The sequence below is a fragment of the Candidatus Limimorpha avicola genome (genome assembly GCF_056978975.1).
In genome coordinates this window covers 182,252-198,298 of the sequence record NZ_DBMCYK010000001.1, presented here as the reverse complement: position 1 = coordinate 198,298, position 16,047 = coordinate 182,252, and the positions used below count along the sequence as shown (strand labels likewise).

Annotated in this window: 11 protein-coding genes; 7 read left to right on the top strand and 4 right to left on the bottom strand. The window is 38.9% G+C overall.

Going from position 1 to position 16,047, the window contains the following annotated elements:
* Nucleotides 1-76 precede the first annotated feature (76 nt).
* The 4 genes from htpG to ACZOVS_RS00770 are packed head-to-tail and all read left to right on the top strand — an operon-like array spanning nucleotide 77 to nucleotide 3,858.
* A complete protein-coding gene (gene htpG / locus ACZOVS_RS00785; protein WP_483995331.1) occupies nucleotides 77-1,978 on the top strand; it encodes a molecular chaperone HtpG in 1,902 nt (633 codons plus the stop codon).
* A 12-nt stretch (nucleotides 1,979-1,990) separates the two neighbouring features.
* The gene (locus ACZOVS_RS00780) at nucleotides 1,991-2,584 is read left to right on the top strand and encodes a LemA family protein (protein ID WP_483995330.1); all 594 of its coding nucleotides are present in this window, start codon (nucleotides 1,991-1,993) and stop codon (nucleotides 2,582-2,584) included.
* 47 nt (nucleotides 2,585-2,631) lie between these two features.
* Nucleotides 2,632-3,066, top strand: coding sequence for a TPM domain-containing protein (locus ACZOVS_RS00775; protein ID WP_483995329.1), 435 nt, complete (start codon nucleotides 2,632-2,634; stop codon nucleotides 3,064-3,066).
* Nucleotides 3,067-3,072: 6 nt separating this feature from the next.
* Nucleotides 3,073-3,858 (top strand): TPM domain-containing protein, encoded by a 786-nt coding sequence (locus ACZOVS_RS00770; protein WP_483995328.1) that lies wholly within the window; start codon nucleotides 3,073-3,075, stop codon nucleotides 3,856-3,858.
* Nucleotides 3,859-4,240: 382 nt separating this feature from the next.
* Here the strand turns inward: ACZOVS_RS00770 and gap are convergent, their stop codons facing one another.
* Nucleotides 4,241-5,257 (bottom strand): type I glyceraldehyde-3-phosphate dehydrogenase, encoded by a 1,017-nt coding sequence (gene gap / locus ACZOVS_RS00765; RefSeq protein ID WP_483995327.1) that lies wholly within the window; start codon nucleotides 5,255-5,257, stop codon nucleotides 4,241-4,243.
* Nucleotides 5,258-5,547: 290 nt separating this feature from the next.
* On the opposite strand from gap, the gene lepA reads away from it, so the two are divergent.
* The gene (lepA, locus tag ACZOVS_RS00760; protein ID WP_483995326.1) at nucleotides 5,548-7,335 is read left to right on the top strand and encodes a translation elongation factor 4; all 1,788 of its coding nucleotides are present in this window, start codon (nucleotides 5,548-5,550) and stop codon (nucleotides 7,333-7,335) included.
* 181 nt (nucleotides 7,336-7,516) lie between these two features.
* Here lepA and ACZOVS_RS00755 read toward each other — a convergent pair whose 3' ends face one another.
* A complete protein-coding gene (locus tag ACZOVS_RS00755; protein WP_483995325.1) occupies nucleotides 7,517-10,036 on the bottom strand; it encodes a beta-mannosidase in 2,520 nt (839 codons plus the stop codon).
* A gap of 4 nt (nucleotides 10,037-10,040) precedes the next feature.
* Nucleotides 10,041-10,775 (bottom strand): copper homeostasis protein CutC, encoded by a 735-nt coding sequence (locus ACZOVS_RS00750; RefSeq protein WP_483995324.1) that lies wholly within the window; start codon nucleotides 10,773-10,775, stop codon nucleotides 10,041-10,043.
* 235 nt (nucleotides 10,776-11,010) lie between these two features.
* On the opposite strand from ACZOVS_RS00750, the gene ACZOVS_RS00745 reads away from it, so the two are divergent.
* Nucleotides 11,011-13,422 carry an endonuclease MutS2 gene (locus tag ACZOVS_RS00745; protein WP_483995323.1) on the top strand — a complete coding sequence of 804 codons (2,412 nt, stop codon included), beginning with the start codon at nucleotides 11,011-11,013 and terminating at the stop codon, nucleotides 13,420-13,422.
* Between the two features lie 70 nt (nucleotides 13,423-13,492).
* The gene (gene corA, locus ACZOVS_RS00740) at nucleotides 13,493-14,521 is read left to right on the top strand and encodes a magnesium/cobalt transporter CorA (RefSeq protein ID WP_483995322.1); all 1,029 of its coding nucleotides are present in this window, start codon (nucleotides 13,493-13,495) and stop codon (nucleotides 14,519-14,521) included.
* A 204-nt stretch (nucleotides 14,522-14,725) separates the two neighbouring features.
* On the opposite strand, the gene metK is transcribed toward corA, so the two are convergent.
* Nucleotides 14,726-16,012, bottom strand: a complete 1,287-nt coding sequence (gene metK, locus ACZOVS_RS00735) for a methionine adenosyltransferase (RefSeq protein WP_483995321.1) — start codon at nucleotides 16,010-16,012, stop codon at nucleotides 14,726-14,728.
* Nucleotides 16,013-16,047: the final 35 nt, after the last annotated feature.

The window sequence follows — 16,047 nt, the reverse complement described above, 5'->3', positions numbered from 1 at the left end:
TAAAGAAGTCATTTTGTCAGTCTTGCAATTTGGCACATACTTTGATAAAAAACAAAAAAATTAAAAACAAAACATTATGACAAAAGGATCTATTGGTGTAAAAACAGAAAACATTTTTCCTGTAATAAAGAAGTTTCTATATTCTGAAAATGAAATATTTTTAAGAGAACTCATCAGCAATGCCGTTGATGCGACACAGAAACTGAAAGCATTGGCAAGTGCCGGAGAATTTACGGGCGATTTGGGCGATTTAACCATAAAAGTCGATGTAAACAAGAAAAAGAAAACCATAACCATACATGACAGAGGCATTGGCATGACAGCAGAAGAGGTTGACAAATACATTAACCAGATAGCCTTTTCGGGAGCCACGGAATTCGTTGAAAAATTCAAGACACAGAGTGAGGCGGAAGCTGCATCCATAATAGGTCATTTCGGCTTGGGGTTTTATTCTGCTTTCATGGTATCAGACAAAGTGTCGCTTATCTCTAAATCATATACACAAGCCCCTGAAGACAAAGGTGTTATATGGGAATGCGACGGCAGCCCGGAATTTACTATGGAACCTATCAAAAAAGGAGACAGAGGTACTGACGTAATATTGTACATCACTGATGACTGTTCCGAATTTCTCGAAGAAGGCAGAATAAGAGAATTGCTCAACAAATATTGCAAGTTCTTACCTGTTCCTATCCAATTTGGAATGAAGAAAGAGGAAGAACCCATAGAAGGCGAAACCGACAAAAACGGCAACCCTAAGACAAAAACTGTTGAAAAACCATGGATTATCAATAGTGTAGAACCATTATGGAAGAAATCTCCATCCAAGATAGAGGACAAGGAATACGATGATTTTTATCATGTTTTATATCCCATGAATTTCGACACTCCTTTGTTCCATATACATCTTAACGTGGATTATCCTTTCAACCTCACCGGTATTCTATATTTTCCTAAAATCAAAAACAAATACGAATTTCAACGCAACAAGATACAGTTGTACTGCAATGAAGTATTTGTCACCGACTCTGTCGAAGGTATTTTGCCAGACTTTCTGAGTCTGTTGCACGGTGTTATCGATTCACCGGATATCCCGCTTAACGTCAGCCGTTCATTCCTGCAAAACGACCAGAACGTAAAAAAAATATCAGGTTATATTACCAAAAAAGTCGCAGAGAAACTTGAAGAGATGTTCAAGAAGGACAGAGCGGATTATGAGAAGAAATGGGATGACATAAAAGTATTCATTGTTTATGGCATGGTGACAGACCCGCAATTTTTCGAAAGAGCCGAGAAATTTGCTCTGCTTAAAGATACAGACGGCAATTATTACACTTTGGAAGAGTATAAAAAGAAGATTGAAGATACGCAGACCAACAAAGATAAACGTCTCGTCTATCTTTATGCCACTAACGAAGATGAGCAATACGCCAACATTGAAAATGCCAAGTCTCGCGGATATAATGTTCTCTTGATGGACGGAATCCTCGACTCTCATTTCATCAGCAGTATGGAACAAAAATTCGAAAACACGCAATTCTCACGTGTGGATTCCAACACCATCGACAAACTTATTGAGAAAAAAGATGATGACACAGTCTCCAAGTTAAGCGACAGCGATAAGGAAAGCATCAAGGCCTCTTTTGAAGCTATCATAGACAAGACTGTTTTCTCGATAGAATTTGTCAACATGAATGAAAATGAAGTTCCTGTAGAACTTACCCAAAATGAATGGATGCGCCGTATGAAAGATATGAATATGGTTGGCGGCATGTCGATGTGGGGTGACATGCCAGATCATTACACATTAATAATAAATACAAACAATAATGTAATAACTTCGCTCGTTAATAAAGATGAAGACAGTCGAAAAGAGGTTATTTCCCAGCTATACGACCTTGTCAGACTCTCGAAGAATCTTTTAAAGGGAAAAGAACTCAATGAGTTCATAAAACGCAATTTCGACAGTATGCAATAACAAATTCATGAAATGAAAAAGAAAAGCACAATTATCATTATCGTTGTCATTGTTGTCATAATACTCCTATTTTCCTGGGTAAAAGGCACTTACAACGGCTTAGTATCAAAAGAAGAAGCTGTTAATTCGCAATGGGCTCAAGTTGAGAATGTATATCAACGTCGTAGTGATCTTATACCCAATTTGGTGGCCACAGTAAAAGGTTATGCCGAACATGAACAGGAAGTCTTGACCGATGTTGTTGAAGCAAGAGCCAAAGCCACTTCCATCAACCTTAATGCCGACAATATGACACCAGAGAACATGCAGGTATTCCAAAATGCGCAGGAACAGTTGTCCGGAGCATTGTCGAGATTGTTGTTAACTGTAGAGAAATATCCTGATTTAAAGGCGAATCAGAACTTTTTAGAACTGCAGGCACAACTTGAAGGCACTGAGAACCGTATCACTGTAGAACGTCAGAAATTCAACAACACGGCTAAAGAATACAATCAGTCAATAAGACATTTCCCTGCCAACATATTTGCCAATATGTTCGGTTTTGAAAAGATAACATATTTTGAGGCTCAACAGGGTGCTGAAGTTGCTCCCAAAGTTGAGTTTTGACAACGAAGAGGCTGTCATATAAGACAGCCTCTTCTTAACTTAATTATATGACAGCCAGGAATTTTTTCAGTAAATTAGAAATTAAAAGAATTGTAGCCGCAATACAAGAAGCGGAAAAAGACACTTCCGGGGAGATTCGTGTACACATAGACAATTTCTGTAAAGGAGACGCCATAGAAAGGGCCACTGAGGTGTTTTTTAAACTTAAAATGAATGAAACCGCACTACGTAACGGCGTACTTATATATTTAGCAGTAAAAGACCACAAATTTGCCATCATTGGCGATGAAGGTATCAACAATGTCGTTGAAAATGATTTCTGGGAAGACATAAAGAACGACATGACACAATCTTTTAGAAACAATTTATTTACCGACGGCATAATATATGGAGTACTTCGCTGTGGTAAAAAACTAAAGGCGTATTTTCCTCATCAGGAAAATGACATTGATGAGCTTAGCAACGAAATTTCTTTTGAATAAAACAACATGAAAAAGTCTATTTTTTATTACATCCTATTTTTCTCTTTTTTATTTTTTTGTAAAACGACATTCTCACAAGACATTCCCGGCAGACCGGATCCGCCACGTCTTGTAAACGATTTCACATCGACACTGTCAAAAAACCAGATCAACCAACTTGAACAGAAAGTGGTAAACTATAACGACAGTACTTCTACTCAAATATGTGTAGTGTTAGTCAACAGTTTACAAGGATACAGCGCTAACGAATATGCATATAGCATCGGAGAAAACTGGGGCGTTGGCGGAAAAGAAAACAACGGCGTTGTATTGCTCATCAAACCCAAAGGAAAAGAGAAAGGCGAAGTTGCAATATCAGTAGGATACGGAATAGAACCATATCTTACCGATGCCATCTGCAAAAGAATCATAGAAACTCAGATGAAAAGCTATCTCATTGACAATGATTACTATTCTGCCATTAACACAGCCATAGACTCCATTATCAACGAACTTGTTGCTGCCAAGTTCAAGCCAACCGGAAACAATGGAGAAAATGACGGATTGATTTTGATTCCCATAATAATATTAATCGTAATGATTTTAATCATAAAAATAATGGGAAGAAGTAAAAGTGTCACCTACACTTCTAAAAACGATGGCAAAGACTTATTCAATTTATGGCTTTTATCGATGTTCTTTAACAACAGAAACAATCATTTTGGAGGAGGATCCTCATTTGGAGGAGGATCATCGTTTGGAGGTTTTGGCGGCGGTCATTTCGGAGGAGGCGGAGCCTCAGGAAGCTGGTAAACGATGATATTGTTTGTTTTCCGATAATCCAAATTATCTTTTACCTGAAACGTCAATCTTTTATCAACAGGTAATAACATCCTATTTCTTGAAATAAACATTTTTTCAGAAATGTTGTATAGCAATTATTAATTGACGAAAGACACAATTATTACATGTCTCACACTATATTATAAAAAACACCCACGAGGCAACAATAAACTCGAATCAGTAATAAACTTATCGTATTTCATCTTCCCCGTGGGTATTAACAACCGTTATCCAAGAAATCCTGATAAATAAATGGATAAACAGTTATTCAGTTGAAAACAATCAAAACATTAAGGTTTCAACGAAAACATAACAATGTAGGTAACAATATACATTGTTAATAAATCATTGATCACCCATTAACTTTTGCCATGTGAGCGATAAGGTCGAGTACCTTATTTGAATAACCAATCTCGTTATCATACCATGACACCACTTTCACGAAAGTATCTGTCAAAGCTATGCCTGCTTTAGCATCGAAGATAGAGGTACGTGTATCGCCGAGGAAATCCGAAGACACGACAGCGTCTTCAGTATAACCGAGGATGCCTTTAAGTTCGCCCTCTGAAGCTTTCTTCATGGCGGCGCAGATTTCATCGTATTTAGCCGGTTTTGCAAGGTTCACCGTAAGGTCCACCACAGAGACGTCGAGAGTAGGAACACGCATCGACATACCGGTAAGTTTACCGTTAAGGGAAGGAATGACTTTACCGACTGCTTTGGCAGCACCGGTTGAAGAAGGTATAATGTTACCGGAAGCAGCACGTCCGCCACGCCAGTCTTTCAATGAAGGACCGTCAACGGTTTTCTGTGTAGCCGTAGTTGAGTGGACAGTCGTCATCAAACCATCGGTAATACCCCAATTGTCATGCAATACCTTTGCAATAGGAGCAAGACAGTTGGTCGTACATGAGGCATTGGATACAAATTGTGTTCCTTTGACGTATGCATCCTGGTTGACACCACAAACAAACATCGGAGTATCATCTTTTGAAGGAGCTGACATCACCACATATTTAGCGCCGGCATCAATATGACCCTGTGCTTTTTCTTTTGTAAGGAACAAACCTGTAGATTCAACGACATACTCAGCACCGACCTCATTCCATTTCAAATCGGAAGGATTCTTCTCCGCAGTGATACGAATGCTGTGACCATTGACTATGAGAAGACTTTTTTCCATATCGTATGCAATCTCGCCTTCGAATTTGCCATGCATAGTGTCATATTGAAGCATATATGCCAGATAATCCACCGGACAAAGGTCATTAATACCTACAATTTCAATATCTTCGCGTGTTTGTGCTGCGCGAAATACAAAACGACCGATACGGCCGAACCCATTAATACCTACTTTAATTTTTGCCATAATTTATACTTTTAAATTAATCTGAATGTTCAAACAATTTCAAAAATGCAATGTTTTTTTAAAATGATATTTTTTGCAAAGTTAAAACTTTTTCATTAAAAAACTATAATCAATTTTTTATTTAAAAATTTTTGTTAAAAGAGTATAATAATAATTCTCTTTCAAAAAAACATTTCTATCATTATAAACAAATTCAGTAATAAAAGTGATAAAATAAACCAACGAAAAATGTTCAAGCAAAGCGCAAAAATAATTTTTAAAAGAATACTCAAAAATATTATCTTTGCACCATGAAAAATATCAGAAATTTTTGCATCATAGCACATATAGACCATGGCAAAAGCACATTGGCTGACAGATTGCTTGAGTTTACCGACACCTTAACGAAGAAAGAGTTGGTAAACCAGGTTCTTGACGATATGGATTTGGAGAGAGAGAGAGGCATTACCATAAAGAGTCATGCCATACAGATGAAATATGAACATAATGGAGAAGTTTACACTCTCAACCTCATTGACACTCCCGGACATGTTGATTTTTCGTATGAAGTATCAAGGTCAATAGCAGCATGCGAAGGTGCATTGCTTGTCGTAGATGCTTCACAAGGCATTCAGGCACAGACAATATCCAATCTCTATATGGCGCTGGAGCACAATCTGGAAATCATTCCTGTCATCAACAAAATAGACATGGAAAGTGCCAATCCCGATATGGTAGAAGACCAGATAGTGGATTTGATAGGATGCGAACGCAGTGAGATACTTAGATGCAGTGCACGTACAGGTTTAGGTGTCAATGAGATATTAGAAGCCATTGTAAACAGGATTCCTGCACCTAAAGGTGACCCTGATGCTCCTTTACAAGCACTTATCTTCGATTCTGTTTTCAACTCATTCAGAGGTATAATAGCCTATTTCAGAATCATCAACGGCACCATACGCACAGGTGACCTTGTAAAATTCTATGCCACTGAGAAAGAATACAATGCCGATGAAATCGGAGTACTTCAACTGAAACAGGTGCCACAAAACGAATTGTCAGCAGGTAATGTCGGTTATATCATCTCCGGAATAAAAAGTTCAAGGGAAGTAAAGGTTGGTGACACCATCACTCATGTTGACAAGCCATGTTCCAATGCCATTGCCGGTTTTGAAAATGTGAAACCCATGGTATTCGCCGGAGTATATCCTGTCGATGCCGATGATTATGAAGAGTTGAGAAGTTCTCTTGAAAAATTGCAGCTCAACGATGCGTCTTTAGTTTGGGAACCGGAGTCTTCGGCTGCATTGGGATTCGGATTCCGTTGCGGTTTTCTCGGCTTGTTACACATGGAAATCATACAGGAACGCCTCGACCGTGAGTTCAACATGGATGTCATTACCACCGTGCCCAATGTATCGTTCAAGGCATATCTTACCGATGGCACCGTTCTTGATGTACACAACCCCAGCGGTTTACCGGAACAGACAAAACTCGACCATATAGACGAACCTTATATCATTGCTCAGATAATATCCAAAAACGAATATGTAGGTCCCATAATGACACTGTGCATAGAAAAAAGAGGTTTGTTGAAAAATCAGGTATATCTCACTACCGACAGAGTCGAAATGACTTTCCAAATGCCTCTCAGTGAGATAGTGTTCGACTTTTATGACAAACTGAAATCCATTTCAAGAGGATACGCATCATTCGATTATCATATTGCAGGATATCAGCCTGCCAACCTTGTCAAACTCGACATTTTGCTAAACGGCGATTCTGTAGATGCACTTTCAACATTGATACACAGAGATCATGCATACGCTTTCGGACGCAGAATGTGCGAGAAACTCAAGGAATTGATTCCAAGACAACAATTTGATATTGCGATTCAGGCTTCCATAGGATCTAAAATAATTGCAAGAGAAACTGTACGTCAAGTAAGAAAAGACGTTACAGCCAAATGTTATGGAGGCGATATCAGCCGAAAACGCAAATTGTTAGAGAAACAGAAAGCCGGCAAGAAGAGAATGCGTCAAATAGGCAATGTTGAAGTTCCTCAATCGGCATTCCTTGCTGTTTTGAAATTAGACTGATGTCTTTCTTGGTTTAGCATGAAAGTATTGTTGTCGCAATTGCACTTTAATGATTTAAAAACCCGACAATAAGAGTTTTATTGAATTTCATATCTTATAAACAAGGCGTGTCAAATTTCATATAATCAGACACGCCTTTTTCTCGAAATAAATCTTCAATTTTGGAATAAAATTTTATTTATCAAGGATTCAATGTTGTGAATATAAACTTCATATCATTGACATCCGTATCATTTTCAGGGACAAAAGTAATAACTTTTTCATTTTGAGGTTCAAGGTCGAAAAAGTTGTCAGAGAACCTGCCTTCAGCATTCCGGCATTCCACATAGACGCTTTTAGCCAATGCTGATGAACGGACTTTCAAAGTAACAGTTCCATCATCTTGCAAAACATCATAAGTAATATCAGTCTTTTTCAGTTTCAAGTCTTTAGGTTTTGTCAAGAAACAAAGACGTTCGAACACCTTGCCGTCATTGTCATCAACAGTCATTTTGACATAAATACGTTCAGGATGTCTCACAGCCCTACAGAAATCATCTCCCAATTCAATATCATGACAGCCATTCCCATCAATATTAATCGGTAACTTCTGTGAAAACACTGTCTTTCCTTTCATATCTTTAACATCCAGCAACAAAAGACCTTCAAAAGCAGTTTGATTATCATTGTTAACCCAAAGCACATATTTATCCTCTACAGTTTTTATTCCGACATAAAGAGGAGCGAACAACTCTTTCAATCTATACTGCAGAGCCTTTTTGTTACCATAATAATCTATTGAAGACCATGATATTACAGGCCATGCGTCATTAAGTTGCCAATAGAGGGAGCCCATGCTGCGGGGTTTTGCAGCTCTCTGTGCCTCAACAGCAATGGAAAGACCATATTCCTGCGACAACTGACTCATATAAACATAATCTTCAAAATCCTTTGGTTTTCCTATATATTCTCTCACATGTTTCATCATTAGCAGTTCACCTCTTGCATGTTTCTGATGAGCCTGAATAACATCATTATCAAGGGCAGGGTCTATTTTTCTCAATGTTGAAACGGAAGGATAAGCCTGGTATCCGAACTCACTGTTGAAACGACCCACTTTGTCGCGATATATCTCGTATGGCATCTCGCCCCACCAAACGCCCCAATAATGCACGTCACCTTCAGTAAGACTCTCAGGGCGTCCCCACCCTTTTGAAGGAGAACTTGGCCAATAAGAGCGAGTGCCGTCATATTTTTCCACAACATCTTCAAGTATCTCTTCAAACAGTCTGTCATATCCGTCTTTCATCTCTTTATCTTCAGCCTCACTCCAACCGAGGCTCTTTTGCCAGCCCCAGTTATAATAACCTTCGCTTATTTCGTTGTTGCCGCACCACAATGCCAAAGAAGGATGACTTCTGTATCTTTTGACCTGCTGCACCGCTTCTTCCCTTACATTGTCGAGAAACTCATCTGAATAAGGGTATGTCGAGCCGGCAAACATAAAGTCCTGCCATACCATAATACCAAGACTGTCGCATATATCATAAAAATAATCAGGAGGATAAATGCCACCGCCCCATATTCTCAACATATTGAAATTAGCCTCGACACATTCCCGAATGAGATACAGAGTGTTATCACGCGACATACGTGCTGTGAGCATTTCCTCCGGCACATAGTTGCTGCCTTTGATATAAAGAGGTGAACCGTTGACAGTAAAATACATGGCTGCGCCAATACTGTCAGGTTCGTTGACAAGTCTAATGTCACGAATGCCGGTTACCACGTTTACAACATCTTTCTCCATGCCATTACGCAATATTTTAATGTCAAAATCATAAAGATTCTGTTCTCCCATACCGTTAGGATACCACAAACGCGGATTTTCCATCACAAAAGGTAATGAAATCTCATTCTTTCCTTTTGAAAGTTCTACCATCTCATTCAAAATAACATCTTCACCTTGTAAAACACATATTTCAACCGGATTTTCCACATCGCTGTCGATAGTAGCATGCAAAGACATCATCGCCTCATTGTCAGACAATTTTACCGTAGCCACAGAGGCGTCTGAAAGAGATATACCGGACCAAGCCCTCAAAGACACAGGTTTCCACAATCCAATATTGAGATAACGCGGGGCCCAGTCCCAACCATTCTGATATCCGGCCTTACGCATGACAGCATATTTTTCCGGGAAACGCAAAGGATATGTCTTAATAAGACTGTCACGCACCTTATCGAAAGGAAGGAATCGCACGACAAGCTCATTATCAGAAGGTTTCACAACATCTTTAACATCAGCGGTCCATGTTCTGAACATATTATCGGCATATAAAAGATGTTTACCGTTAAGCCACACATCAGCATAAGTATCTATACCGTCAAAAATGAGTTCAATATTATCTTTAGACATCAACAAATCATCCATATCGAACACAAGACGATACGTCCATTCACGCTGAGGTATCCATAAAAGGTCCTGTTCAACTTTGCCATGATAAGGATGAGGAATGACTCCTGCTTCATACAAATCGTTCTGTATGACGGAAGGCAACGATACGTCGAGACTGAGGTCCAACGTATCTGTAGTAACAGTCCAGCCTTGCGACAAACTGCGATATTCGGTAACTCCGTCATTATCGGAACAGGAAGTAAGACCAACAATGACAAGACAAGACAGAAAGATAAGTTTTTTAACAAATGTATTATTTTTCATAACATTATAATTTTCTACACAACTGCACGAACATTTTTATTTTATTAAGGTCGGATTCTTTCCAGACCATGGAAGCGCCTGTAGCATCGACTCCATCAGGATACAGTGATTTATGAAAACATGTCACATTTTCCGTCAATGAAGCATGACAATCAGACACGCCGGTGGCCCGGAGCAGAGACTCCACATTACTGATGTTAATGCCACCTCCCGGCATAATTTTCACTTTGTCTCCATAGCGTTTTTGTAGTTCAGCAATAACGGAAGCTCCACGCGGTGCATCATGACAGCCTCCTGATGTAAGGACCTTGTCGAAGCCCAACTCTGCAAGTTGACGGAAAGACTCAAAAATATCACGTGAAGCATCGACAGCACGATGAAAAGTAAACTTCATTCCTTTGCCTGCACGCATCATTGATTTCACTGCCTTGACATCAATGTCACCTTCATCATTCAAAGCCCCGATAACGACACCTTCATAGCCAAGCATCGCCACTTTCTCAATGTCTCGGCACATCATCTCAACCTCTCTGTCATCATAAATATAATTACCGGAACGAGGACGTATCAAGACCCTTACCGGGATGCGCATGACATGAGCAACCTCAGCCAACACACCATACGAAGGTGTTATTCCTCCCACTTCCAATGCCGAACACAGTTCTGCACAGTCAGCACCGCCATCCTGCGCATTACATACTGATTTATAATTACTTGTACAAATCTCTATTCTAATCATTACTTATTTTCCCGCAAAGATACAAATTTTACAGTCATATAAAAACCCATCTCATATTTCTTTTAACAACAGATTCTGAAAAAGTCAAAATATCAATATTCTTCTTGAAAAACAAACATCATTCTCAACCACATCTGTGATATCATTTTCATTGTCAAACAACAGAACAGAATCTGAAAATAAGTCAAAGAATCATTTTTTTTGTATCTTTGCGAACTAAACTTAAAAACAAATAATGGTATATCCTGACAATTTTGAACAAAAGATCGGATTCAACATCATAAGAGAACGACTTAAAGAGTTATGTATCAGTGTTATGGGCATTGAGAATGTTGACAATACCAAGTTCAGCAGCGACATTGTCCACATTGAAGAACAGTTGTTGCAGGTTGAAGACTTCCGCAGATTATTGTCAAACGGTATGCCATTCCCAGTAATAGATTTTTTTGACTTGCGGAATGTTTTCAAACACCTTTCCATTGCTGAGACAGTCATCGACATAGAGAGTCTGTTTGCCTTAAAGCAGGCATTAAGGTCATTGTCGCGTATCATGGAGTTTTTCAAGTCTGAAGTCTCATTGACAGTACCTTATCTGAAAGTACTGTCAGAAGGAATAGAAATAAACAAACAGATTTTCATCGACACTGAACGTCTTATCGACGACAAAGGAGAGATTCCGGATAACGCCTCGCCCGTTCTTGCAGAGATACGAGGTGAAATAAGACGTAAGACAAGTTCCATAGACCGACGCATGCAACAACTTCTCGTCAATGCCAAGAACAAAGGATGGACCAATGCCAATGATGAATTGACAATACGCAACGGACGTCTCGTAATACCTGTCAAGGCATCGGACAAAAAATCGTTGCGAGGTTTCATACATGACGAGTCGGCTACAGGGCAAACCGTTTATATTGAGCCGGCGGAAATATTCGACACCAATAACGAGATAAAAGAGTTGGAATACGCAGAACGGCGTGAGATACACAAGATACTTTTATCATATTCAAGGACATTGCGTCCCGAGCTACCATCTCTTGTCATGGCATGGCATCTTCTCGGCATGATAGATTACATACGAGCCAAAGCCATCTTTGCCGACAATATTGATGCAGTGATGCCTCAAGTCAACGACAGCCCCATGTTCGACTGGAAACAGGCAAAACATCCGTTACTCGAACACAAACTCAAATCACAAGGCAAAGAGATTGTTCCATTAGACCTTCATCTCGATGCCGACAACCGCATCTTAATCATTTCCGGACCCAACGCAGGAGGCAAATCGGTATGCCTCAAAACTGCAGGACTGCTCCAATATATGTTGCAATGCGGCATAGCTGTACCCATGCACAAAGATTCATGTTGCGGCATCTTTCACAACATGTTTATTGATATTGGCGACGAACAGTCTCTTGAAAACGACCTCAGCACATACAGTTCTCATCTGCTCAACATGAAGCATCTTCTTGAAGCCGCTGATGACAGGACTTTGTTCCTTATCGATGAGTTCGGCTCCGGCACAGAACCCCAACTCGGCGGCGCCATTGCTGAAGCCATCCTGCTGAAACTAAATGACAAGAAAGCCTTTGGCATGGTAACGACACACTATGCCAATCTAAAGCTCCTCGCCGATGACAACGAAGGTATTATCAATGGTGCCATGTTGTTCGATACTCGTTTCATGCAACCTCTTTATATAATGATGACAGGCAGACCGGGTAGTTCTTTCGCCTTCGAAATTGCAAGAAAAACAGGCTTGCCAAAAGACATTCTGACAATCGCTTCGAATTTAAGCGGCAAAGGGCACCTCAGCTTCGAACAACAACTGCAACAACTTGAAATAGAGAAAAAAGAATTGCGAAAAAAAGAAAATGAACTTAAAGTTGCTGACAGTCTTCTCGATGAAGTGGTGACAAAATACAAGAAATTACTTGCCGACTTGGAGAAAAACAAGACTCAACTGATGAAAAAGGCCAATAAAGAGGCTCAACAGTTGATAGATAATGCCAATGCCAAAATAGAAAACACCATACGTGAGATCAAAGAGGCACAGGCAGAGAAAGAACGTACCAAAGAGTTGCGCAACGACCTTAAGAAAATGAAAGACAAACTCATTAAAGATGAGAAGACATTGGAGGAAGATAAAAAAATAAATTCTCAGGAAAAAGAACTCAATGAAAAACTTAAAGTTGGAGACACAGTATGTATAAATGAAATGGAAGTTATAGGCGAACTTATAGATATCAAGGACACCGATATAACAATACGTCTTGGAACTGTAAATCTCAGGACCACTGCCGACAAAGTAAGAAAAATCAGTAAGGCGACAGCAAGAAAAGCTGCCAACAACCCTTCATTCCTCAGAAAAAACATCATGAACGACCTCAACGAGAAGGCTGCCAACTTCAACCTTACATTGGATTTAAGAGGGAAACGAGGCGAGGAAGCTCTCAACGAGACTGAGAAATATATCGACGAAGCTGTTTTATTAAGCATCAAAGAAGTCAACATATTGCATGGAAAAGGCAACGGTATATTAAGACGTATCATACGTGATTTCCTCAGTAAAAACTCGAATATCAAAGAATTTCATGATGCAACTTTGGAAACAGGAGGCACAGGCATAACTAAAGTAACATTAAAATAACCATTATCAGCAACTTTTTTAGCTGATTTAATGTTTCATCTGTTAATAAATAACAATAAAGACAAAAAACATGTACAATAATATAGGAAAACCGCCGGGAACTTTGACATACTCCGGCAACATCTATAATGACACTACCATTCATGTAATAGATTACAATGAGAACGACATACAAGACAAAATAATAGATGTCAATGAATTGAAAGAAATGCCGGTACCTTCGGGAAAACGATGTATTTACATCACCGGATTATCCAATATAGAAACAATACGTAAAATAGGTGAATATTATAACATCGACAATCTATTTCTTGAAGATATTTTGAATACCATGTTATATCCTAAAATAGATTTTCGTGACGATTATATTTTCATCACTGTACGAAGTCTTTCTTTAGACGACAACAATGACATAGTATCATATCAGTTGAGTTTTATCATGTTCGACAACCTTCTGATTTATTTTCAAGAGAAAGAACTGTCTCTGTTCAATGTCTTAAAGACACGCTTTAAAGACAAACAATTCAGGAGCAACGACATCGACTATCTTTTATATGTCATGATAGATATTGTAATAGACCATTATTTTTACATCTCAGATAAAATCAATGAACAACTCGATGAACTCGATGACATAATATTCGACAACACTGACAACAGCATCATGCAAAAAATACAAGCAAAACACAAAGAACTGCTGACATGCAAAAAAGCTGTTGTCAATTTAAGTTCCATCATCAGCACCATATTAAAAACCAACAATGGACTAATTCACGAACCTCAAAAAAAGTATTTCAAAGATATTGAAGACCATATCAGCCATATAAAAGAATCTTTTGAAAATCACAGAGATCACAATTCACAGTTGAAAGACCTTTATCAGTCCAATGTCAGCAACAAGATGAATACCATCATGAAGACACTCACCATAATATCCACAATTTTCATTCCTATCACCTTTCTTGCCGGAATGTACGGAACCAATTTCATAAATCTCCCGGAAGCGAAATGGAAATACGGATATTATATGTTATGGCTGATATGCTTAATATTAGCAATACTCATGTTATTTATTTTCAAAAAGAAAAAATGGTTTTAGAAGGTTGCTCCTCTGTATTGTGAATATGAAATTCATTTTCATTATCTTTAATTCCGCCATATATTTGAAGTAAAATATAAAAACATCATTGACAAAATACAGCATCAAAAGTATTAAAAAAAAGACTGCCTAAACTTGCGTTAGACAGCCAAAAAAAATAAAATTATAAAAAAAAATTTTTTACAATTTACTAAAATTCATTAGTCAGAACAGTTTTTTAATATCATCCACCATATCAAGTTTCTCCCATGAGAAGAAATCAACATCCTTATATATCCTGCCGTTCTCCTTATAAGTAGTGTCATCCTCATAAAACACCTCAACTTTTTTAGTATAAGGTTCATGACCAAAATGGCCGTATGAAGCAGTAGCCTCAAAGACAGGATTTTTCAAGCCGAAGCGATGCACAATAGCGTATGGTCTGAAATCGAATAATTCTTTCAAACGTTCCGCCAGCAAAGCATCAGAAACGACATTACCCTCACTGTCTTTTACATGACAAGTATTATAAGTATTGACATAAAAACCTACAGGTTGGGCTATACCAATGGCATAAGCTATCTGAACCAACACCTCGTCGCAGACACCGGCAGCGACAAGATTCTTTGCGACATAACGTGCTGCGTATGCTGCCGAGCGGTCCACTTTTGAAGAATCCTTGCCAGAAAAAGCGCCACCGCCATGGGCACCACGACCACCGTATGTATCTACGATAATCTTTCTTCCTGTCACACCAGTATCACCATGAGGACCACCGATAACGAATTTGCCTGTAGGATTGACAAACAGTTTTACATCTTCTTTAAACAAATCGCATATCTCTTTCTTTAACTTAGCTTTAACTCTCGGGATTAAGATATTACAGATATCTTCTCTAATAATCTGTATCATCATCTCGTCATCTTCACTAAACTCGTCATGTTGTGTAGATATTACAATAGTATCAATACGTACAGGTTTCCAGTTCTCATCGTATTCCACAGTAACCTGTGATTTGGCATCAGGGCGAAGATATTTCATTACCTTACCTTCGCGACGTATGGCAGCGAGTTCCTGCAAAAGTATATGAGCCAGTTTGATAGTCAACGGCATATAGTCACACGTTTCGTTTGAAGCATAACCGAACATGATACCCTGATCGCCTGCACCCTGTTCCTCTTCACAGTCGCGCACCACACCTCTGTTGATATCCTGTGACTGTCCATGTATGGCAGACAACACTCCGCAGGATTTGCTGTCGAACTGATACTCTGCCTTAGTATATCCTATACGCTCTATCACACGACGCACAGTTTCCTGAATATCAACACTACCATTATACCTCACCTCACCGGCGACGACAGCAAGACCGGTGGTAACCATAGTCTCACATGCAACTTTTGCTTCCGGATCCCTACGTAACATTTCATCTAAAATAGCATCGGATATCTGGTCACAAACTTTATCCGGATGACCTTCTGAAACAGATTCCGATGTAAAATAATAACCCATAATAAATTTGTTTTAATTTAACATTATATTAGGGA

Coding starts and splice junctions, on each gene's coding strand:
- htpG (WP_483995331.1), top strand. CDS start 77: ATGACAAAAGGATCTATTGGTGTAAAAACAGAAAACATTTTTCCTGTA.
- ACZOVS_RS00780 (WP_483995330.1), top strand. CDS start 1,991: ATGAAAAAGAAAAGCACAATTATCATTATCGTTGTCATTGTTGTCATA.
- ACZOVS_RS00775 (WP_483995329.1), top strand. CDS start 2,632: ATGACAGCCAGGAATTTTTTCAGTAAATTAGAAATTAAAAGAATTGTA.
- ACZOVS_RS00770 (WP_483995328.1), top strand. CDS start 3,073: ATGAAAAAGTCTATTTTTTATTACATCCTATTTTTCTCTTTTTTATTT.
- gap (WP_483995327.1), bottom strand. CDS start 5,257: ATGGCAAAAATTAAAGTAGGTATTAATGGGTTCGGCCGTATCGGTCGT.
- lepA (WP_483995326.1), top strand. CDS start 5,548: ATGAAAAATATCAGAAATTTTTGCATCATAGCACATATAGACCATGGC.
- ACZOVS_RS00755 (WP_483995325.1), bottom strand. CDS start 10,036: ATGAAAAATAATACATTTGTTAAAAAACTTATCTTTCTGTCTTGTCTT.
- ACZOVS_RS00750 (WP_483995324.1), bottom strand. CDS start 10,775: ATGATTAGAATAGAGATTTGTACAAGTAATTATAAATCAGTATGTAAT.
- ACZOVS_RS00745 (WP_483995323.1), top strand. CDS start 11,011: ATGGTATATCCTGACAATTTTGAACAAAAGATCGGATTCAACATCATA.
- corA (WP_483995322.1), top strand. CDS start 13,493: ATGTACAATAATATAGGAAAACCGCCGGGAACTTTGACATACTCCGGC.
- metK (WP_483995321.1), bottom strand. CDS start 16,012: ATGGGTTATTATTTTACATCGGAATCTGTTTCAGAAGGTCATCCGGAT.